The organism is Paenibacillus sp. Leaf72 (assembly GCF_001422685.1).
GTDB lineage: Bacteria > Bacillota > Bacilli > Paenibacillales > Paenibacillaceae > Pristimantibacillus.
Window position 1 is genome coordinate 829,018 of sequence record NZ_LMLV01000001.1, and the last position, 22,025, is coordinate 851,042.

The following is a 22,025-nucleotide window of genomic DNA, read 5'->3' on the forward strand; positions in this document are numbered from 1 at the left end:
GTGCCCCACAAGGCCACAATCTGGCCGCGGGGACACCCTGTCTTATTTTTCACTTTGCAGCACGAACGCATCCAGCTTATTGCCATCCACATCATAAGCCTCATATGTCAGCTTATCTCCTTCGATCGTAATGCCGGCAAACATTTGCTTATTATTTTGAAAATGAACCTTATGATAAAATTGATCCTCTTTCATCTCATTAAACTTCTGCCCCGCTGCGTTAGTGACGACGTAGACGGTACCGCTTGACGTGCTGATGACACCATCTCCATCCCCTGTCACCTTGCCATCCTTCAGCGGATACGATCTTGCATATTCATGGTTATGCCCCTGAAGCACGAGATCAACCCTATATTTGTCAAACAGCTTAACCCAATCATCGATTTTCTCGTATTGATTACCGGCATAGGGGCCACGATGAACCGATACGATAATCCAGCGTTTGTCTGTAGCTGCCAAATCCTTCTCCAGCCACTTGGTCTGCTCCTTTTTGTTCGACTCCGTGTTCAGCATGATGAAGTGCGCCGAGCCGTAGTCGTACGAATACGTTGTACCTTCAATCGAGCCGTCCGCTCCATTGGCTGGCAAATTGAAATGAGCGACGAATTCGTCTGCGTTATTATCTACCTCGTCATGATTGCCTGTCACAGGCATAAGCGGAAAACGCGTAACCCACTGCTGCGCCTTGCCAAAAAAGTTTTGCCACGCGATTTCATCATCCGGATTTTCCGTCAAATCGCCGTTATGCACAATAAACTGCGCGCCAGGAAATGTGCTAAACGCCTGATCCAGCGTATTTCCCCAAAGCTCGAAATCCTGCTCCGTCACCCCTTGAGAATCGGTCACATTTATAAAAGTAAATGGATCCGCAGCCTGCGCCTGCGTCATAAAATGGAACGCTTCGCTCCAGCCGCTCTCACTCCCGTCGCCCACACGGTACGTATAGGCTGTGCCCGGCGACAGCCCCGTAAGCTCCAGCTTATGCCCCCCTCTTACTGCGCCATTGCCTGTATCCAGCGTTGATGTCTTCCCCTCAAGACGACTGACCTGCGCCCCCTCGCCCTCGCCTGACAATTTTGCAGCATCCATTCCTTCAATCCATTCAATCACTGTTCCCGCTTGCGGATTATCCGTAAACCAGGTGAAAGCGCGGCTCGTTGCCGCATCCTCTTTAAAGGTTGTAACGATAGCATAAGGCTTCCCAGCCGCCTTCTCTGTTGTCCCAGCCGATTTCAGCCATTCTATTCCTGCAACGACAAGCAATAGTACAAGGCAAAGGGCCAAAATCCATATCCATTCTTTTTTCATCTTAATCTCCTTTCCCGTGAAGTTCATACCTGTGCTGCCTTTTACGATAACGCTCCCGCCTAAAGCAAGTCAAACTTTTCACCCGGCATTCAGCAATCTTTCAGCGGGCACTCATTTTCACATCAGCATCTGAATTTACAATAGCTTTACAAACAGCTTAGCGAAGACACCATAACAGCTAAACGATTGATAGAGAGAAGGAGGGAGTCATTTGCAGCAAAATTTGAAGTTCCGGCATGAGCTGAAATTTATCATCAACCAGCATCAATATTTCATCATCCGGCAGCGGCTAAAAAATATGATGCAGCAGGACGCCAATGTCGGCGATACGGGCGAATACCACATTCGAAGCTTGTACTTCGACGATGTGAACAATAAAGCGCTGCATGAGAAGCTGGGCGGCGTACGCGACCGAAGCAAATATCGGATTCGCATTTATAATACGCAGGACAAGGTCATCCATTTTGAGAAAAAAATCAAATTCAAGGATTACATCGCCAAAGTCAAGGAGCCGCTTACGCGGGCCATGTACGACCAGATGATGGCTGGCGACTATGAAGTGTTCAACCGGCCTGATAAGCCGCTGCTTATGGAAATTTACAATGAGATGAAGTACCGGCTGCTTCGCCCGAAGGTGATCGTCGATTATGTGCGCGAGCCTTATGTTTATGAAAATGGCAATGTACGGATTACGTTCGACAAGGATTTGCGAACGGGGCTGCATGCGCTGGACATTTTTGACCCGAATCTAGATCCCGTCATCGCTCTGGAAGATAACCGGATGATACTCGAAGTGAAATTCGATGAATACATGCCGGCTTATATTCAAACTGGGCTTCAGCTTGAAGGGCTGCACCGTACCTCGGCATCCAAATACGTGATCTGCCGCAAATATCTTAAATTCAACACTTGGGAGGATTTTTAAACGATGGAGACGACGACTACAGCAGCTGCCGCAACAACTACAACGACGGAAACGTCCACTTCTTTTGCCGATATTATTAAAAACTCGGTGATGAGCAACTTTACTTCCGATATTAGCATTTCGAAAATACTCATTACGCTGGGCGTAGCTTTTCTGATTGGTTTCTTCATCTATACGCTGTACAAACGGATTTTCAGCGGTGTGCTTTATTCCAAAAGCTTCAACGTCTCACTCATCGGCATGACGATGGTTACTGCTATGGTCATTATCGCGATTAACTCTAATCTGGTGCTCTCGCTCGGTATGGTCGGCGCATTATCCATCGTCCGCTTTAGAACGCCAATTAAAGATCCGACCGACCTGATCTTCCTGTTCTGGGCAGCTGTTGCCGGTATCGTATCGGGTGCGGGCTTCTATACGCTCGCTGTTATTGGCTCTGTCGTGGTCGGCCTTATTCTCTTCTTCTTTGTCAAAGGCGGCTCGGTTGAGCAGCCTTACCTGCTTGTCGTCAACTGCGACAATGAAACGACCGAGAAAGAAATTCACGGCCGTCTGAACAAGCTCGTTAAACGTTACAATGTGAAGCAAAAAGCCGTTACGCGCGGCAATGTGGAAATGACGATTGAAATTCGGCTTCGTGATCAGGAAGGCGCGTTTGTTAACCAGCTTTCCGAGCTATCAGGTGTCAAAAATGCCGTTTTGATCAGCTACAGCGGGGATTATGTATCATAATTATGAGGAGGTTTCCGGCATGAAAGCAAAAGCTTCAACCTTGCTTCTAAGCCTGTGCTCCCTCCTTCTGCTTCTCACCATTACAGCCTGTACCAATGGTACAGGCTCTACTCCAACGACAACGGAAACAAACGTTGTCTCAGGCGGGGAGCAGACGCTGGATGAGACGGTATTTCCCAAGGACAAGGTTATCGATGTAAAAATTACAGTGGACAAAGATGACTTTCAAAATATGCTGGACAACGCCAGCGCAGAGGAATTTAAGGAAGCGACGGTCGATTACAACGGCCAAGTTTTCAAAAATGTCGGCATCCGCACGAAGGGCAATCTCAGCCTGAGCAGCGTCGTCAATATGACTGATTCGGACCGCTACAGCTTCAAGCTGTCTTTCGACGAATATGTCAATCAGACGATTAATGGCATTAGCAAAATCAATCTGAACAATAATTTCAGCGATGCCTCCTATATGCGCGAGTTTCTTTCCTATGAGCTTGCCGAAGCAATGGGCTTGCCAACCCCTAAATATTCCTATGTGAATGTATATGTAAATGGCGAGCTTTGGGGCTTTTATTTAGCGATCGAGCAAATTGGCGATGCCTATTTGGAACGCAACTTTGGCAACAGCTACGGTGCGCTTTACAAAGCAAACGGCGGCAATGGCAGCGAGCTTAACTGGCTGGAGACGATGAAAGCTTACACAGGGCTTGATCTCAAGTCCGCTTCGTCCAATGACGATATTTTGCTGAAAATGCTCGATGAATTAAATAACGGTACGGATTATGACAGCGTTCTTGACGTACAGGAAGCGCTGAAATTTATTGCCTTAAACGCAGTTGCCGGCAATATGGACAGCTATTTATCGGAGAAAAAACATAACTACTATTTATATGAGGATGATGGCCTGTTCTCGGTTTTGCCCTGGGATTATAATATGTCCTTCGGCGGCTTTGGCGGCACGGGCGTGCTCATTGATGAACCGACGTCCGGTACGCTGGCGGATCGGCCTCTCATCGCCAAATTGCTGGCAGTCGATGAATACAAGGAGCAGTACCACGCGATTATCAAACAAATGATAGAAGGATATTTGGCAGATGATACTTTCGCAGCCAGAGTAAAAGAAATAGCCGAGCTGATTTCTCCTTATGTAAAAGCGGACCCTTCTTCCTTCTATTCCTATGAAGAGTATGAGCAGGGCATTACGACGGTGCTTTCCTTCGCAAGCACTCAAGTAGCAAGCGTCACCCAGCAGCTTGACGGCACAATTCCTTCCTCGGGCGACGGTTCCGGCAGCGGCAGCAGCGGCTTTGGCGGTGGTGGTGGTATGGGCGGCGGCGGTTTCCCTGGTGGTGGCAACGCTCCAACTGACGGCGCTAACGCGGCGGGCGGTAATCCTCCAACCGACGGTACTAATGCAGCGGGTGGCAATGTTCCAACTGATGGCGCCAACGCAGCGGGCGGTAATCCTCCAGCTGACGGTGCTAACGGTGCGCAGCAAGGCGGTCAAGGCTTCGGTGGTGGAGGCTTTGGCGGCGGAGGTCCAGGTGGACAAGGCGGTATGGGCGGACAAGGCGGCATGATGGCACCGCCCAATGGCATGGGGGGCGGCGGTCCCGGCGGTCAAAGCACTCAGCCGCAGGGCAGCGCTTCGGAAGCTATTACTGCAGGCATCGCATTAATTATTTTAATCTTGTCGAGTGTGTTCGTTATTTTCTACAACCGCAGAAGGCTGTAACCAAACTTGTGAAACGGAGCGTAAAAAATCGCAGAATAAGCGATTTTTTACGCTCTTTTCTTTTGTTAAGGCTGCTCTCAACTTTTTATTCGACTTCCTTCCATTACATCGGCCGTTCGATCTAAAATGCAAACAAGATGTTCACAATTCATCCATATCATTTAGAAGCTAACTTAATTTTTTGATGACAACAGAAGCGTTTACGTTTGTTTGTGTGCCACCGGCCAAAGTCTGAAGGCCAACCGCAGCAGCTGAACTATGATTTCGCAGAGTAAGAACATCACCAGCCGCTAGAGCAATTATAGCCTGCCCATTGTTTTGCTGAGTGCCAGCACCTGAGCCATAAACAGTTCCCGCAACCAGTGTGCCGTTTAAAAATAGGGCGAATTGGTTTGGTTCTACACACGATACAGAAAAAGCAACCTCATATTTGCCCGGATTGCTAACTGCAATTTGTGCGGTTTCGGGGTCATGGGTGATTCCAGGTGAAAGAATGCCATTTGAATCAAAAATAACATCCGTTTCTACAGGAACAGTTTGAGCACCTGCATTATAAATAACACCGGAAATTATTGGGGGAATGATAGGGTATATAATCGCCATTCATTTCCACTTCCTTTATTTGTTTTTTCAAGTAGATATGTACGAAAATAATATCCCCAAAAGCAATTAAAAAGACAATGCCGACAATCCAAAACAATATAATTGTCGGCATCTCATCCATAAAGATGATTAGTTTACAACAAATTCGATTACAACTGGTGTCGCAGGATCGAGTGCATCACCACCAGGTATGGTGATCGCAGTGGTAGTAACAGTTGAAGTATCTGCTGTTTGAATCTGCGCATTAATATAAAGATTATAATACGCGGGTGCAGTTGGAAAAGCTGTGGCAGCAACTCCGGCATCATTGGTGGTGGCTGTTGCAAGAATATTAAATGCAACGCCGACACCTGTTCCGTCTCCAATTGTAGCAGAAAACCTTCGAGCAGCCATAAAGGGTTTTGTAATTGCCATTTATATCACCTCCCTTCTTCAATCTCTACTAGTAAATGATAGAGATAGATTAAAGGGAAGGGCGGATCATCTAATTAAACGCACATTTTATAAGGTTACTTGAGCAAAAAATTGAATGATTTCGAGAATAATAGGCGTACCTAAAAAAATAGTTTGATTGTTTAGATTAATGTTCAAGGCACTTTCATTTAAGCTATATATACTGCCTTCTTGCAATATCCCATTGATGTAAAGATTACTATAGCTATTTTGACCAATTCCTGTAAATGCGGTTATTAATGTTCCCTCATCGTTTGTAAATTCTTTAGCTGGAATCGTTACAGAGGACTGTATATCTGAGGTCACAATATAAAAATATCTTTGAGCACTTGGCAAAATAATGATATCAGGAAGGACGACAGGTCCTGGCGGTCCTGGTGGGCCCTGAGGTCCTTGCAAGCCTGGAGAGCCTTGAATCCCTTGCGAGCCAGGTCCTTGAGGGCCTTGAATCCCTTGCAAGCCCGGAGGGCCTTGAGGGCCTTGAGAGCCTGAAGGGCCTTGAGGTCCTTGCGAGCCTGAAGAGCCTTGAGGTCCTTGCGAGCCTGAAGAGCCTTGCGTCCCTTGAGAGCCTGGAGGTCCTTGTATATCTCCCGGAGCTATTATAATATTTTCCGGTTGTGTACAAGCAACACGTTTAAATTTTTTTCTCGATAAAATAAACTTTTTACGTTCTTTTTTTCTTCTCAAAGGGCAAACAATAACTGTTTTCTTTTTAAAATCTTTTTTTCGGCCAGTATTAGAGCTCTTCAGTTTCCGTTTATCTGTTATACGTATGTTCTTTTTTTTGACGATACATTTCTTATTACGTGCAGGCTTTCTTGTTACTGAAGTCATTTCTTTTTTATTATGGATATTGACACTCCACAAGCTAAACACCTCCATATACAACAATTGTATATTATGAGATTTCTCTATCGAAGGTATAGACTTTTAACTACTAACGATATAGACGTTAATCTATTTTACTGAAAATAGGTGTCAGACTACTTTTCTTTATTTCCCTATTCTACAACCTTATTTATTGTGAACACCATTTCAGATTACTCCGGAAAATAGACGGACTTTTTTCACCTTTCAATGCTCAAATATTCGCCTTTTCAATAGATAAATGATCATTTATTGGCGAATCATTCGCATATTCCCCTCCATTTCTGCCAAAATAAATACTGTCAACAGCGCTCATGACGCTTTCTTCTTTTCCTTTCATTGCGACTGTAAACGCTATCCATTAACATGATTATATTCCCGTTTGTAAGGTGTAACATGACAAACGGTGAAAACATATTGCGCGTGATGATCGCTTCGTTCATTCATATACCCGCGCCTATCGAAGCTGTTATTGCTTCGCAATTTATTGAGGAGGAGTCATGTCATGAGTAGTCAAGAAGTACAACAATCGTCATCCGGCGGTGTAAAGGTAGGGGTGCAGAAATTCGGCAGATTCCTAAGCGGAATGGTGATGCCAAATATCGGCGCATTTATTGCCTGGGGGATTATTACAACCCTGTTCATTCCGACCGGCTGGTTTCCAAATGAAGATTTGGCAACGCTTGTTGGCCCAACCATTACTTATTTGCTTCCGCTCCTGATCGGTTATACAGGTGGTAAAATGGTTCACGGCACCCGCGGCGGCGTCATCGGAGCCATGGTCACGATGGGCGTTATTCTCGGATCGGATATTACGATGTTCCTCGGAGCTATGATCGTAGGTCCGCTGGCTGCATGGATTTTGAAAAAATTCGACCAAGCGCTGGAAGGTAAAATTCCATCAGGCTTCGAAATGCTTATCAATAACTTTTCTTCCGGCATCATCGGCGCGGCCCTCTCGATTGGGGCATACAAAGGCGTTGGCCCGCTGGTTACCGCATTCAGCAATCTGATTTCTTCCGGCGTAGAATTTCTCATCAACCACGGCCTCTTGCCGCTGGCGAACATTTTAATTGAACCGGGTAAAATTTTGTTCCTGAACAATGCGATTAACCACGGTATATTAAGTCCAATCGGGCTTGAGCAATCGCTGGCTACTGGCAAATCCATTATGTTCATGCTGGAGTCTAACCCAGGTCCCGGTCTTGGTATACTGCTCGCTTACTGGCTGTTTGGCAAAGGCGCAGCGAAAGGCTCTGCTCCAGGCGCTATCATCATTCAGTTTTTCGGCGGTATTCACGAAATTTATTTCCCATACGTCCTCATGAATCCGCGCCTCATTCTTGCGGTTATCGGCGGCGGCATGGCTGGTACGTTTACCTTCTCCCTGCTGGGCGCAGGCCTTACAGCCGCTCCTTCACCAGGAAGTATTCTCGCTTATTTTGCGCTCGTGCCTAAGGGCGGCTACTTTGCCATGATTAGCGGTGTTGTTATCGCGGCGGCAGTATCATTCGTAATCGGCGCGCTTCTGCTAAAAACAAGCAAAAACGCTCAAGGCGATATTGAGGAAGCAACGACTAAAATGCAAGATATGAAGGCCTCTTCTAAAGGCGCTGAAACAGCTGGTGCTCAAGCTGGCACAGTTTCCGCAGCTGCTGGCACAGTGAAATCGAAGGAAGATGTGAGCAAAATTATTTTTGCTTGCGATGCTGGAATGGGCTCTAGTGCAATGGGCGCTTCCATTATGAAAAAGAAAGTCAAAGCAGCCGGTCTTCCTATACAGGTGACCAACACGGCGATTAACGATCTCCCTTCTGATGCGGATATCGTCATTACCCATAAATCGCTGACTGAACGGGCGCGACTGAAAGTTCCTGGAGCTGAGCACATCTCCATTGAAGATTTCTTGAAGAGCCCCGAGTATGATGCTTTGATTAACAGATTAAGCTAAGCGTAATTCTTATATTTTAAACGAAGCAAGCCTAGACTTTGCGCTTAACGCTGACATTTAATGTCGGCGTTAAGTCCATTTCCCGGATAAGGATGATCTCCTATCAAAGTATCGACGAGACAGCGACGTATTGTAGAGCTGCTGCTGGAGCAGCGGGATGAAATAACAGCGGCAGATATTGCCGCTGAGGTCGGGGCAAGCACCCGAACGATTCACCGCGAGCTCAGTGACATTGAGCTTGTACTAGCTGCCAATCATATCAAGCTGCATAAGCGCTCCGGAATCGGGATCAAAATCGAAGCGGACAGCGAGAGGCTGGAACGTTTTAAGCAAGCGCTTGAGCATGCGGATCTATTTGAGTTTTCAGCCGAGGAGCGCAAGGCGCTTATATTATGCAAGCTGCTTAAGCATAATGAGCCGATCAAGCAATTTTCGCTATCCCATCAGCTGCGCGTTACGATGCCAACGATTAGCCACGATCTTGACGAGCTGGAGCAAATGATTCAGAGCCACGGGCTGACACTCGTGCGCAGGCGCGGTTACGGTGTAGAAATAAGCGGGCCGGAGTCAGCAAAAAGGCTGTTTATTGCCTGGCTCGCGCAAACCCATCTGGACGAATCCGACCTGTTCGGCCAAGCTCAGGAAGCCATCACCTTGCATCCATTATCGAAAGAGCTGCTGGCGATGGTTGGCAGGAAGCATTTTTTCTCCTTGGAGCAGGCGTTTTGGAAGCTGGAGGACGGCTGGCAGCTGCAATTGTCAGAAAAAGAGCATTTAAATCTGCTCATTCGGCTTGCTGTCACGCTGACGCGAATTCAGGAAGGCCATTTGATTCCGCCGCATGTTAATGGCGTTCCTCCCTCCTACTCTGCGAGAGGAGAAAGCAAGGCCGAGGAACTGCTGAGCATGCTCGCACTGGAGCTTCCTGCTGAGGAGGTCCGCTATATCGCCAAGCTGCTTAAAGCGACCGATTCGGCTGAGGAAGATGGGCTGCTGCTCGCTCAGGGAGATTGGACGCTCAATGCAAGCGTAACGAAGCTGATCGCGTTTATGGAGGAGCAGCTCGGCGAGCCTTTTACCGAAGACCGTTCCCTAAGAGAAGGGCTCCATCAGCATATGCTGCCTGCCTTTCGCAGAATAGAGGAAGGCAGCACGATTCGCAATCCGCTGCTCGCGCAAATTAAGAAAGATTATGAATTGCTGTTTACCCTTATTCGCAAAGGCGTTAATGCTATTATAAGCAGGATCGAAGTGCCTGATGAGGAAATTGGCTACATGGTCATGCATTTTGGCGCCTCCATGGAACGGCTCAAGCAGTTTCCGCGAAAAGTTAGAGCGGTGCTCGTCTGCACCAGCGGTATCGGTTCGTCAAAGCTGCTGGCCGTTAGAATTAGCAAGGAGCTGCCGCAAATCGAGCTGATTGGCAACCGTTCTTGGTACGAAGCAGCACGAATGCCGGAGCAGCAATACGATCTTATTATTTCGACGGTTGATTTGCCGATAGCTGCCGAGCGTTATATTAAGCTGAGTCCCCTGCTGCTGGAAGCGGAAGTAGAACGGCTGCGGTCCTTTATTCAAAATATTACGCTCAAGCATGCTCCTTCGCCCAAAACGCCGGAAACGAGCAGCCACTCGCCGCTGGAACGGTTGATGCAGTTAAAAATGTACGCCTCGGATTCGGTTATGCTGCTGGAAACCTTTCAAGTGTATACGATGCCGGAACGGCCCGGCCTTCCGCGAGGCGATTTAACAGGCGTTACCGAGGAGCTTATTGAGGCGATCCGGCACTTGCATGCGGTGTCCGACGAACAGAAGGTCGTTCACCTGCTGCTGACACGGGAGCAGCATGGCAGCCAGGTTATTCCGGACACGGAGCTGGCGTTGTTCCATACCCGCTCTGATGCGATTGCCTTTCCTGTGCTCAGCCTATTTCGATTTAATGAGCCGCTGCCATTTGGAGACAGCAGCGCTGCTCCAGTGAAGCAGATTTTAATGATGCTTGGCCCTGCCGAGCTTCGCCGTACCGCTTTGGAGATTTTGAGCGAGGTGAGCGCGATGCTGCTGATGACGGAGCTGACAGAGCTGCTCAAGCACGGCAGCGCAGCGGAAATTCAAGCATTTATTTCCTTTCACCTAGAGAAAGAAATCAAATTCAAACTGGATTGGAGAAATGAGCCATGACTATTTTATCTACAGACAAAGTGAAATTGAACGTCCAAGTTAGCGACAAATATGAAGCAATCCGCCTTGCAGGACAGCTGCTCGTTGAAGCAGGCCATGTTCCGGCGTCCTATGTTGACAAAATGATTGAGCGCGAAGAGCTGCTCTCGACTTATATTGGCGGCGGACTTGCGATGCCTCACGGCACAAATGATTCCAAAAGCCTCATCCACTCGACGGGCATGTCGATTCTAATCGTGCCTGGCGGAGTAGATTTTGGCGGCGACGAGCCAGCTAAACTCGTCATTGGCCTGGCAGCAGTCGGCGATGACCATCTGAACATTTTAACGAGCGTTGCGATGCTTGTATCCGAGGAAGACGATATGGAGCGGATTTTGAATGCCAGCTCCGAGGCCGAGCTCATCGCTATTTTTGAGCAAGGTATGGAAGAATGAGGGCCGTCCATTTTGGCGCAGGCAACATCGGGCGAGGCTTCATTGGCCTCCTGCTCTCACAAGCAGGCTGCAGCGTCACTTTCGTCGATGTAAATGCCTCACTCGTCGCGCTGCTGCAGGAAAAACAGCAATATACCGTTAAGCTGGCCAGCGAGCAAGCTGAGTCGTTCACCGTCTCGGGCGTCAATGCGATTAACGGCAATGATACGGCGCTCGTTGCCGCGGCCATTGCCGAGGCTGACCTCGTCACGACAGCCGTCGGCGTGTCAGTCCTAAAGCATATTGCCGGAGCCATTGCTGAAGGCATCACGCTTCGACTGGCGAACAACCAAGCAGCTGATGCTTCTCCCTTGCCTGTTATCGCCTGTGAAAATGCGATTGGCGGCAGTTCGCAGCTTAAGGAGCTTGTTTATTCCCATCTGGCTGCTGACGTCAAAGCACAGGCAGAGCAAGCGATTGCTTTTCCAGACGCTGCCGTTGACCGCATCGTTCCACTTCAGCAGCATGACGATCCGCTGCAAGTGACAGTTGAGCCTTTTTATGAGTGGACGGTTGACCGCTCTGCGCTCCCGCAAGGAACGCCGGAAATTCCCGGCATCCATTATGTCGATCAGCTCCAGCCTTACATCGAACGCAAGCTGTTCACCGTTAATACCGGGCATTGCGTTGCCGCTTATCATGGTTATTTGCAAGGATACGCCACTATTCAGGAAGCGATGAAGGACGCCGCTGTCCGTAGGGAAGTCGAGGGTGCGCTCAAAGAAACGGGCGCAATGCTTGTTCGTACTTACAGCTTCTCGGAAAGCGAGCATCAAGCGTATATTGAGCAAATTTTAGAGCGTTTTATTAATCCTTATTTGACCGATGAAGTGGTGCGTGTCGGCCGTTCGCCGATTCGCAAGCTGTCGCCGGATGACCGTCTCGTAAGGCCCGCCCTGCTCGCCTTTGAGCTCGGACTGCCAACTGACCATTTGACAAAAGCGATGGCCGCAGCGCTGCGCTTCAACTATACAGAAGATTCCGAGGCTGCAGAAATTCAAGCAGCTCTCTCAAGCTCCACCCTCAGCGACGTTATTGCACGTTATTCGTCATTGACAGCGGAACACCCGCTGCACGCGCAAATTGTGGAAGCCTACAGCAAGCTGTAATTATTTTTGAAACGAACGGCTCTTGGTTTAATTCAAGCAGGCAAGATACTGAGGAGCCATTGAGTCAAGGAAAGGAATGAGGTTGCATGACAACAGTATGGAAAGGTACGGGTGCATCGCCAGGGCTTGCGGCAGCTCCCGCCTACTTTATTCATCAAGACCTTTATACGCCGAAAAAGCTTAAAGCTGTAAATCCCACTGGGGAAATTCAGCGTTTTCGCAGCGCAGTAGCCCAAGCGCAGGAAGAGATTGAAGCGATTCGAGTTTCCACAGAGCAAAAGCTTGGCGCGGATAAAGCCGAAATTTTTGAAGGCCATCTGATGATATTGGAAGATCCTGATTTCATTGATGCTGCAGAGGAAAAAATGAGCGACGAAGGCATTAACGCTGAATATGCGCTTCATGAAGTATCGACTTCCTTCATTGAACTATTGCAAGCGATGGAGGATGAGCTGCTTCAAGGCCGCGCCGTCGATATTAAAGATGTGGCGGGCCGCATTATGAGCCATTTGCGCGGGGTGCCCCATCTCGATCTTGCGAATATGACTGAGGAATGTATTATTATTTCCGAGGATTTGACGCCTTCCGATACGGCCCAGCTCAATTTGGACGTCGTGCGCGGCTTCATTACCGAAATCGGCAGCCGCACTTCCCATTCCGCGATTATGGCGCGGACGCTGGAAATTCCGGCCATCGTTGGCGTCGGTTCCTCTCTTCGCTCATTGCCAGCCGATGCTTTTATCATAATGGATGCCGAAGCGGGCTCCATCATTATCAACCCGTCCGCTGACGAGCTCGCTGCCTTCCAGCAGCAAAAACAGCAATATGACAAGCATAAAGCTGAGCTCGCTAAGCTCAAGGATCAGCCAACCTTTTCCCGAGACGGCAAGCAGGTAGAGCTTGCGGCCAACATCGGGAAACTGGAAGATGTGCAGCGTGCGCTCGATAATGGCGCTGAAGGGATCGGCTTGTTCCGCACCGAATTTCTTTATATGGGACGCAGCTCGCTTCCAACCGAAGAGGAGCAATATACCAGCTACAAATACGTACTTGAAAAAATGAACGGCAAGCCCGTCGTCATCCGCACGCTCGACATTGGCGGCGACAAAGAGCTGCCTTACATGGATTTGCCGAAGGAAAGCAATCCGTTCCTTGGGCAGCGCGCGCTCCGGCTCTGCCTTGACCGCCAGGATATTTTCCGCACGCAGCTGCGCGCTCTGCTTCGTGCCAGCAGCCATGGCAATCTTAAAATTATGTTTCCAATGATTGCGGTCATCGAGGAGCTGCTTGAAGCAAAAAAACTGCTCGCGGAAGAACAGGCAAAGCTTGCTGCCGAAGGCATCGCTGTCGCAGACCACATAGAAGTCGGCATGATGGTTGAAATTCCGTCCGCTGCTGTGTCCGCTGATCTGTTCGCGCCAGAGGTTGATTTTTTCAGCATCGGGACGAACGATTTGATTCAATATACGATGGCGGCGGACCGGATGAATGAGACGGTATCTTATTTGTATCAGCCATGGCATCCTTCGATTTTGCGCCTCATCAGCATGGTGATCAAAGCCGCGAAGCAGGAAGGCAAATGGGTGGGCATGTGTGGGGAAATGGCTGGCGATACGACGGCCATTCCGCTGCTGCTTGGGCTTGGGCTGGATGAATTCAGCATGAGCGCTGGCGCGATTTTGCAGGCTAGACAGCTCGTTGGCGAGCTGGACCAGCCCGAATGGGCCGCCTACGCGGAGCAGGCGCTTCGCATTCGCAGCTATGAGCAAGTAACCGCCTTTGTAGAGCAAAAACGGCAATAAGGATTAGCCTCCAAACCATACTTGAAATAAAATACATCCGAAACGGAGTGATCTCCTCATGATCAGTCAAACCTTTACGATTCTTAACCCAACAGGTTTTCACGTTCGCCCGGCTAAAACGTTCGTTCAAGCCGCCAGCGCCTTTCCCTGCAAAATTTCCGTCCTGAATAAGGGCAAAAAAGTGAACGGCAAAAGCTCGCTCAGCATGCTGACGCTCGGCATTGCCGTGAACGAGGAAGTGACGCTGGAAATCGACGGCGAGCAGGAAACCGAAGCGATGAAGGTGCTTGGCGATCTGCTGACACAAATTCACGAATAGGCGTAAATAGCATTCCCGCTTCTATGGAAAAAGAGAGGAAAGCCGTTTGCTTAAGCATAAACTTAAGCAAACGGCCTCCTCTCCTTTTTTTATTCAAGCAAGCTTGTCCCTCTCATTTGAAGGCAACCGGAATCATCACATAGAAGGTGCTGCCTTTGCCAACCTCAGGCCATACGCCAATTTTCCCATGATGGGCTTCCACCATTTGCTTGGCAATTGCGAGTCCCAGCCCATGACCGGATGTTCGCCGCGTTCGCACCTTGTCCGTCCGATAGAAACGGTCAAATATGCGCGCAGCGTCTGCCGCTTTAATACCCGGTCCTTTATCCTGCACCGTCAGCCTCAGCAAGCCCCGACGCTCCGACGCCGATGCCCTTAGCTGGACGATAATACGCTCTCCCTCCGGCGAAAACTTAATCGCATTATCAAGTAAAATATACAGCACCTGTTTCATGCGCTCCGCGTCGCCACGCATCATCGCCCGATTTGGCGCTTCAAGCTCCAGACGTATGCTTCTGGCAGCGGCCAGCGTCTCCATCGATTGAACGGTCTTTTCGGCAATGGGGCGAAAATCAAACATTTTATGCTCCAACTCAAACTCACTCGCATCCGAACGGGCCAGCAGCAGCAAATCACCAACGAGCCGCGTCAGCCGCTTCACTTCATCCTTCATCGTCGCAAGCGTCTTAGAGACAAAATCATTATCATCCTCCGCAGCCTTTTCAGATCGGGCTGTAACTGAAGCATTTTCACGCTCCATATGGACGGGGCAAGCTCTTTCAACCTTGCTGCCGGAGCTCTCCTGCTCCAGTTCGAGCGCGTTAATCGACATCAGCAGCACGCTCGGCGGCGTGCGCAGCTCATGCGACGCATCCGCTGTAAAGGTGCGCTGCCGATCATACGATTCGGCAATGGGCAGCATAGCAAGGTGCGACATGTATCGCCCAATTAGAAAAGCGACAATCGTAAATGATGCTGCGACGCCTATGAGAATGCAAAGCAGCCATTGAAACAGCGAATGCTGCTGGGAAATATTTTTCGCCACATAAAAAATGCTGGAGCTGCCCTGCCCCGTCAGAACAGGCTTGCCCGCAATCATTAATGAAAGCTTGCCTGCTGGCGGCCTGTCCCCAGGCATGCCGTCCGCAGAAGCGGCATCTGTCGTTATCGTCTCGTAGCTGACCTCGTTATTGCCGGGCTTCCAGTCCTTCACCAGCTCCAGCAGCTCTGGCCTCAAAACAGGAAATACTTCTTTCCCCGCAATAAGTGCGCCATCTGCTCCAATCAAATAATAAAAAAACTGGTCATTGCCAAATCCAAGCAAGTTGCGGTCATTCAAGTCAATTTCTTCCGCTTGCCGATTCTCTTTCATCTGCTTCTCAATAACGTTCGTCGATTGATCGAGAAACGACAGCAGATCCTTCTTCTGTTCATTGTAAATGACAAGCGACAACAGCCAATACACAACGACGACAAACACGGCGAGAAACAGCGACAGCAAGCCGACATAAAGCAGCGTCAGCCGCGCCTGCGTCTGCGCGAACACATCTTTATTTTTGAATAACCGATTAATCATCAAATTTGTACCCGACGCCGCGAATGCTCTGGATTTTGTCGGCGTTGCCAAACGGCTCCAGCTTTTTGCGCAGCAGCTTGACCGTCGCATCGACCGTCTTCATCGCAACATCCGTTTCGAAGCCCCATATCCGCTCCAAAATCAATTCGCGCGGCAAAACGCTCCCCTTGTTGCGAAGCAGCAGATCGAGCAGCTGGAACTCGCGCGGGCTAAGCGCCGCCTCCTGCTCTCCCTGCTTCATTGCTTGTGTGCTGCGGTTGAGTGTCATATCGCTAATTTGAACGACTTCCTCTACTAGCGGTGCAAAATTCCGGCGTCCCAGCGCCCTCAAACGAGCAAGCAGCTCGAACAGCTCAAACGGCTTAACCAAATAATCATCGGCCCCTGAATCGAGGCCTTCTATTCGATCGTGAAGCGAATCGCGTGCCGTCAGCATGAGAATGGCTCCACTGTAGCCCTGCTCCCGCAGCTTGCTGCATACCTCTACACCTGTCATGCCCGGCATCATCCAGTCGAGTACGACAACCTCATAATGGGCAGCGAGACAATAATCATACACATCCTCGCCATCCTGTACCCAGTCCACCTGATGATAGCCGGATTTATCAAGCATCTGCACAATGAGCTCGCCGAGCCGCTCATCATCCTCAGCTAACAAAATATGGCCTTGCAGCATACTATCCCTCCTCGTATCACCTTGCCCTTATGTTGTGCTTTTTCCAGTGTCTTCACACCGTTCCAGTTCATACATCTTCTACGTTTGACAGGGTTAGCAACCAGTTTACACTTTGAAAATGTACAAGCTATGAACGCGGCCGATGTAAAAAATGGAAGCAGATGTCCAACTAACGCTCAAATCAAAAAAAGCCGGAACGCTCTGTACGCGGCCTCCGTTTTACAGAAGCCTGCGCCAGAAAGTTCCGGCTTTCAGCATACGATTTTTGAACCCTCTCCACATTCTTATTTAAGCTCAGACGATAAATCCGATCCCGCTCATGCGCTGCTCCAGCATTTTGCGCAAAACAGAGCCAATATGAGCCCCCGCTTCCACGGGCGGCGTACCTCTTGCATGAATATTGGAAATAACCGTTCGCTCCGAATCCTTCCTTCCCGGATAAGGGCGATAGCACATATAAGCGCTCATTGAAGTAGCTGCCGCAAGGCCAGGGCGTTCTCCAATGAGAAGGACAAGCGACTCAGGCTCCAAAATCCGCCCGATATCGTCCATACAGCCAACCCGCGCCCCTCTGACGTAGAAGGGTGTTCCCGCCGTTAGCCCGTTTGCTTCCAATGAATCCATTAAAGCAGGCAGAATATCAGGCAGATTGGCATCGACCGCCTTGGCGCTCAGCCCATCCGCCACAACGACCTGCACTTGAGGACGCTTCAAGCAGCGCTCCGCTATTGCCGCACTCCCCTCTTCGGACAGCAGCCTGCCTTTATCAGGACGCTTCAAATATAATTCTTTGTCATGAAACTGGGTATCAACCGAAAACAATTCGAATTCCGCAAGCAATGCCGGAGATACTTCCCCGTATACCGCATCCACCGCAAAGGCATGATCCAGCCTCAGCTTCAGTACTTCCTGCGTAAGCGCACGGGTACCTGAGCGGCCAACTCCAATTCGGGCGGGCGAGTGGGCCGCGAGGCTTTCAAAGATTTCGGCCTGCTTTTGTCGATCCATTAGATGACCTCCTCTCTCAATAGACAAACCGGATGGCATCTCCCGCCTCAGCAGTGAGCCTGCCGCCCCGCATGACGCCAACGCTTTCCAGCCATGCTTCAAACGCAGGAGCCGGCTTCATCCGCAGCGTCTCGCGCACGGTGGCAATATCATGATAGCTTAACGACTGGTAATTCAGCATGCAGTCATCCGCTAACGGAACGCCAATAACGAAGCTGACTCCAGCAGAAGCGAGCAAAATGCTCAAGTTATCCATATCATTCTGATCAGCCTGCATATGGTTCGTATAGCAAATGTCGCAGCCCATTGGCAGCCCGTGAAGCTTCGCCATAAAATGATCCTCAAGCCCCGCACGGATGACCTGCTTGCTGTCATACAAATATTCAGGACCGATAAAGCCGACAACCGTGTTGACGATAAACGGGTTAAACCGTTTTGCAAGGCCATAGCATCTGGCTTCCAGCGTAACCTGATCGATGCCGAAATGCGATTCCGAAGACAGCTCGGAGCCTTGCCCCGTCTCAAAATACCAGCGGTTCGGCCCCTCCGCTGTACCCCGTGCGCGAATTAAAGCATCCGCTTCCTCAAGCAGCGCCAGATCAATGCCGAAGCCGCGATTGCCCTCCTCGGTTCCGGCGAGGCTCTGGAAAAGCATATCTGCAGGAGCCCCTTCCTCCACTGCACGCATTTGCGTCGTGATATGGGCAAGCACGCAGTTTTGGGTTGGAATCGCCCAGCGGTCTATGACCTCCTTCGTCGCATAGAGCAGCGACTTCATATTTTCAACCGCATCCGTCGCCGGGTTGATGCCAATGACCGCATCACCGATGCCGTAGCTGAGCGCCTCGAACAGCGAAGCCTTCATGCCGCCAACATGGTCGGACGGGTGATTCGGCTGGGCGCGGGAAGCAAGCGTCCCCTTATAGCCGATTGTCGTCCGGCAGGTTGTCAATATTTCCATCCGCGAAGCCGCCTGAATTAAATCCAGATTGGACATCAGCTTGCATACCGCCGCTATCATTTCACTCGTCAAGCCCGAGCCGACCCGCAGCAGCTCGCTGCCTGTCGTATCGGAGCGAAGCAAATACTCCCGCAGCTCGCCGACCGAATAGTTGGCGAACGCCTGATAGACGTCCTCGGCAAGATCCTCCTCGATCAGCCGCGAAACCTCGTCCTTATCGGGGCATAGCAGCGGATTTTCCCGAATATCTGCGAGGCGCAGCTCCGAGAGCACATATTTGGCGGCAACCCGCTCCGCCGCATCGGCAGCAGCAATGCCTGCCAGCCGGTCTCCCGATTTCTCTTCGTTTGCTTTGGCCAACACCTCTTTCAAATGATGGAAGGAGTAAGTCCGGCCTTTGAGTGTAACGGATAACTTCATGCCTGTTCCTCCCCGCTCTCCCGCCGGTGAAACACCAGCGTTTTCATGATTACCGGAACCATGTCCTCCTTTATTGGAAGGCCAACGTCAACATAATCGCCGTCAACGGCGTTTATCTGATCGACGCATACGAGCCGCCGCTTGCCACGCAGCCGCTTCGCAAGCGCATGTCCGAGCGCCTTGGCCATATCATTTTGGCAAATGACCAGCAGTACTGAGGACTCAGGAGCAGCAGCCGTATATTCGGCGTATAACGCTGCTGCCAGCTTTTGCAGGCGAATATACGAGCAAACTCCGCCGCCTTGCAGAGCTAAAGCAAAGGGCGGATCGGACATTCCGCTGCCATACAAGCCAGCTGCCAGCTGCACACTGGCCCGCACCGCTTGCTGCATCTCGTCATCGGCTGGCGGCAAGCGACAGATGCCAACCGGAATGTTGCGCAGCGGCAGCGCCTCCAAATCATAATACAACGTCGCTCCGCTCACCTCCGTCATATGCGTTCCTGCGCCAATAACCGTCGCACGGGCCGACTCTTCCGCTTGCCTGACCGGAACCCCATGCCGACTTGCCAATTGCGCCAGCTGCGCTCCTAGCTCCGGCCCGATATCACCATATTTGGCTATTTCCTCCATTGTAAGGGAATCTGACATATCCATCAATGCGCCCACTCCGCCGGAAATAAAAATTTCGCCTGGCATCGGGAGTTCACCGGCAGGCGGCGCGACAAGCAGCACATCCGTTTCCCATCCACAGCGAACCGCATGTCCGCCTGATATGATGCACGAATACAAATGCTCTGCCATTCGCTTGCACAATAGACGCAAAGCTGCGAGCGGAAGCAGACTGCCTATCGCGGGCAGCTCACTTTCATAGCCCTGTTGCTTTGCCCAGAGCTGCCAATGGGCTGATACATATACGACTTTCCCCTCAGGTGTTAAACGAATAAGACGGCCGCCAATATGCAGCGTCACCGTCCCTATCATAGCGCCATCGCGGAAATAGGCCGCATTTGCCGTCCCGCCGCCGACATCCACGTTGACGATTACGCCTGGCTGCCGCGCTGAGCGGGCAGCCGCTCCAGAACCTCGCCCAGCAAGCAAGGATTCCAGATCAGCACCTGCTGTTGCGACGACAAATTGTCCAGCATGCCCGGCCATCGCATGTACAATTTTCTCAGAATTGTCCTTCGTCGCCGTCTCGCCCGTGATGATAACGGCTCCGGTCTGCACATCCTGCGGCTTAATGCCGGCCTGTTGATATTCTCGCTCCAATAGACACGATAAAGCTTGCAGATCAATTTCGGATTCGCCTAGCAGCGGAGTTGAAAAAACCGGGCTTATATAAGCCAGCCTTCGCTCGGTGATTTCATAGCGCGGCAGTGAAAAGCCTCCGGAGGTCTCTACAACCTTAAGCTTCGAAACAATCCACTTGGTTGTGCTTGTGCCCAGATCGATGCCTACACTCGTCAGCCATTTCTCCCGCGCCATGCTGCTCATGCCATTTTCCAGCCAATTTCCGGCGGTATTCGGCGGGCGCATCCCGTGGATATAGCAGCTTCAATAACGGAAATCCGCACTTTAGCAACGACCTGCTCATTAAAGATGCTCGGAATAATATATTGCTCATTGAGCTCCTCGTCCGAAACGACGGCAGCAATGGCCCGCGCCGCTGCCAGCTTCATTGCCTCATTAATATGGCGCGCGCGGCAGTCCAGCGCCCCCCGGAAAATGCCGGGAAACACAAGCACATTGTTAATCTGGTTCGGCAGGTCGCTGCGACCCGTTGCAAAAATGCGAACATGGGGCAATGCTTCTTCCGGCTCGATTTCCGGCGCGGGATTCGCCATTGCAAACACAATGCTGTCCTTCGCCATCGTCTGAATATCCTGGCTATTCAGCAGGCCGCCCCGCGATACGCCGATGAACACATCCGCTCCAGCTAGCAGTTCCTTCAAGCTTCCGGGAGTTCGTTCAACCTGAGGCTGCATCGCAAGCCACTGCCACATCGGATTGTCATAGGCACCGCCGAAGACGATAGCGCCGTCCCGATCAATCGGGACGAGACGGCTCGCTCCTGCGGCAAGCAGCATTTTACAAATCGATACGCCTGCCGCTCCAATCCCATTCACCACAATTCGTACATCCGCAAGCTGCTTCCCCGTTACCTTGAGCGCATTCAGCAGGCCAGCCATCGCAACGATTGCCGTACCATGCTGGTCGTCGTGAAATACTGGAATATCCAGCTCCTCCACTAGCCTGCGCTCAATTTCAAAGCAGCGGGGCGAAGAAATATCTTCAAGATTTATGCCGCCAAAAATCGGGCTGACCGCTTTAATTGTGCGGATCAGTTCCTCCGTGTCCTGCGTATCCAGGCAAAGCGGGAACGCATCTACATCCGCAAGCTGCTTGAACAGCATCGCTTTGCCTTCCATAACGGGAGCAGCAGCATAAGGTCCAATGTCACCAAGCCCCAGCACCGCCGTTCCGTCGGTAATAACCGCAATCGTATTGCGCTTGATTGTCAGCGAATACGCCTTATCCGGGTTTTCATGAATGGCCTTCGACACTTTAGCCACTCCGGGCGTATACACCTTGGAAAGATCATCCCGATTTTTGACCATTAGCTTCGGGCTCGTGGCAATTTTCCCGCCCAAATGGGCGAGAAATACCGGGTCAGATACATGGATTAGCTTCGTCCCTTGCAGCTCATCCAGCCGCCTTAACAATGGGCTCTCATCCGAATCATTAATATGGACTGTAATGTCGCGTACCGACATGTCCTTGCCAGAGCGAATGACATCAATTGATGTCATATCGCCGCCAGCATGGCTGACCTGAGAGGCAATCTCGCCGAACTGAACCAGCCGATGATCCATCTCCAACCTTATAATCAAACTGCTAATCGTCATGTATGCTTCCTCCGCCATTTT

General features: G+C 50.5%; 18 protein-coding genes and 1 pseudogene. 9 read left to right on the forward strand and 10 right to left on the reverse strand.

Annotated features, from left to right (window positions below):
• Positions 1-42 precede the first annotated feature (42 nt).
• Entirely contained in the window at positions 43-1,308 is a 1,266-nt protein-coding gene (locus tag ASF12_RS03670; RefSeq protein ID WP_235533034.1) for a purple acid phosphatase family protein, read from the reverse strand.
• A gap of 211 nt (positions 1,309-1,519) precedes the next feature.
• Here ASF12_RS03670 and ASF12_RS03675 point away from each other — a divergent pair, with 211 nt between their 5' ends.
• Genes ASF12_RS03675 through ASF12_RS03685 form a run of 3 tightly spaced genes read left to right on the forward strand, consistent with a single transcriptional unit; the run spans position 1,520 to position 4,697 of the window.
• Positions 1,520-2,233: a polyphosphate polymerase domain-containing protein gene (locus ASF12_RS03675; RefSeq protein ID WP_056029661.1), complete on the forward strand. Its 714-nt coding sequence runs from the start codon at positions 1,520-1,522 to the stop codon at positions 2,231-2,233.
• Positions 2,234-2,236: 3 nt separating this feature from the next.
• The gene (locus tag ASF12_RS03680) at positions 2,237-2,965 is read left to right on the forward strand and encodes a DUF4956 domain-containing protein (protein ID WP_056029664.1); all 729 of its coding nucleotides are present in this window, start codon (positions 2,237-2,239) and stop codon (positions 2,963-2,965) included.
• A gap of 19 nt (positions 2,966-2,984) precedes the next feature.
• Entirely contained in the window at positions 2,985-4,697 is a 1,713-nt protein-coding gene (locus ASF12_RS03685; protein WP_056029668.1) for a CotH kinase family protein, read from the forward strand.
• Positions 4,698-4,865: 168 nt separating this feature from the next.
• On the opposite strand, the pseudogene ASF12_RS03690 reads toward ASF12_RS03685, so the two are convergent.
• From ASF12_RS03690 to ASF12_RS03700, 3 genes and pseudogenes are all read right to left on the reverse strand, one after another.
• A pseudogene (locus tag ASF12_RS03690) lies at positions 4,866-5,261 on the reverse strand (BclA C-terminal domain-containing protein); the annotation flags it as partial.
• A gap of 168 nt (positions 5,262-5,429) precedes the next feature.
• Positions 5,430-5,714 (reverse strand): DUF4183 domain-containing protein, encoded by a 285-nt coding sequence (locus ASF12_RS03695; RefSeq protein WP_056029674.1) that lies wholly within the window; start codon positions 5,712-5,714, stop codon positions 5,430-5,432.
• A gap of 87 nt (positions 5,715-5,801) precedes the next feature.
• A complete protein-coding gene (locus ASF12_RS03700) occupies positions 5,802-6,620 on the reverse strand; it encodes a DUF4183 domain-containing protein (RefSeq protein ID WP_056029677.1) in 819 nt (272 codons plus the stop codon).
• A 505-nt stretch (positions 6,621-7,125) separates the two neighbouring features.
• Between ASF12_RS03700 and ASF12_RS03705 the strand changes: the two genes are divergently transcribed.
• The 6 genes from ASF12_RS03705 (at position 7,126) to ASF12_RS03730 (ending at position 14,455) form a co-directional block, all read left to right on the forward strand.
• Complete coding sequence (locus ASF12_RS03705) at positions 7,126-8,571, forward strand: PTS mannitol transporter subunit IICB (RefSeq protein ID WP_056029680.1); 1,446 nt, start codon at positions 7,126-7,128, stop codon at positions 8,569-8,571.
• A 129-nt stretch (positions 8,572-8,700) separates the two neighbouring features.
• Complete coding sequence (locus ASF12_RS03710) at positions 8,701-10,752, forward strand: BglG family transcription antiterminator (RefSeq protein WP_442952512.1); 2,052 nt, start codon at positions 8,701-8,703, stop codon at positions 10,750-10,752.
• Positions 10,749-11,186: a PTS sugar transporter subunit IIA gene (locus ASF12_RS03715; protein ID WP_056029686.1), complete on the forward strand. Its 438-nt coding sequence runs from the start codon at positions 10,749-10,751 to the stop codon at positions 11,184-11,186. Before ASF12_RS03710 ends, ASF12_RS03715 begins: the two co-directional genes overlap by 4 nt.
• The gene (locus ASF12_RS03720; RefSeq protein ID WP_056029689.1) at positions 11,183-12,334 is read left to right on the forward strand and encodes a mannitol-1-phosphate 5-dehydrogenase; all 1,152 of its coding nucleotides are present in this window, start codon (positions 11,183-11,185) and stop codon (positions 12,332-12,334) included. Before ASF12_RS03715 ends, ASF12_RS03720 begins: the two co-directional genes overlap by 4 nt.
• 86 nt (positions 12,335-12,420) lie before the next feature.
• Positions 12,421-14,136, forward strand: coding sequence for a phosphoenolpyruvate--protein phosphotransferase (ptsP, locus tag ASF12_RS03725; RefSeq protein WP_056029692.1), 1,716 nt, complete (start codon positions 12,421-12,423; stop codon positions 14,134-14,136).
• A 58-nt stretch (positions 14,137-14,194) separates the two neighbouring features.
• On the forward strand, positions 14,195-14,455 hold the full coding sequence (locus ASF12_RS03730; protein ID WP_056029695.1) for an HPr family phosphocarrier protein: 261 nt from the start codon (positions 14,195-14,197) through the stop codon (positions 14,453-14,455).
• A 112-nt stretch (positions 14,456-14,567) separates the two neighbouring features.
• On the opposite strand, the gene ASF12_RS03735 is transcribed toward ASF12_RS03730, so the two are convergent.
• The 6 genes from ASF12_RS03735 to ASF12_RS03760 all read right to left on the reverse strand — a co-directional run bounded on the left by ASF12_RS03735 (position 14,568) and on the right by ASF12_RS03760 (position 22,004).
• Positions 14,568-16,031, reverse strand: coding sequence for a sensor histidine kinase (locus ASF12_RS03735; protein ID WP_056029698.1), 1,464 nt, complete (start codon positions 16,029-16,031; stop codon positions 14,568-14,570).
• Positions 16,024-16,707 carry a response regulator transcription factor gene (locus tag ASF12_RS03740; protein WP_056029700.1) on the reverse strand — a complete coding sequence of 228 codons (684 nt, stop codon included), beginning with the start codon at positions 16,705-16,707 and terminating at the stop codon, positions 16,024-16,026. Before ASF12_RS03740 ends, ASF12_RS03735 begins: the two co-directional genes overlap by 8 nt.
• A gap of 294 nt (positions 16,708-17,001) precedes the next feature.
• Positions 17,002-17,715 carry an ethanolamine ammonia-lyase subunit EutC gene (gene eutC, locus ASF12_RS03745; RefSeq protein ID WP_056029703.1) on the reverse strand — a complete coding sequence of 238 codons (714 nt, stop codon included), beginning with the start codon at positions 17,713-17,715 and terminating at the stop codon, positions 17,002-17,004.
• A gap of 16 nt (positions 17,716-17,731) precedes the next feature.
• Entirely contained in the window at positions 17,732-19,096 is a 1,365-nt protein-coding gene (gene eutB / locus ASF12_RS03750) for an ethanolamine ammonia-lyase subunit EutB (protein WP_056029706.1), read from the reverse strand.
• Entirely contained in the window at positions 19,093-20,592 is a 1,500-nt protein-coding gene (locus tag ASF12_RS03755) for an ethanolamine ammonia-lyase reactivating factor EutA (RefSeq protein WP_235533035.1), read from the reverse strand. Before ASF12_RS03755 ends, eutB begins: the two co-directional genes overlap by 4 nt.
• On the reverse strand, positions 20,589-22,004 hold the full coding sequence (locus tag ASF12_RS03760) for an NAD-dependent malic enzyme (protein ID WP_056032776.1): 1,416 nt from the start codon (positions 22,002-22,004) through the stop codon (positions 20,589-20,591). The genes ASF12_RS03755 and ASF12_RS03760 overlap by 4 nt, the downstream gene beginning before the upstream one ends.
• Positions 22,005-22,025: the final 21 nt, after the last annotated feature.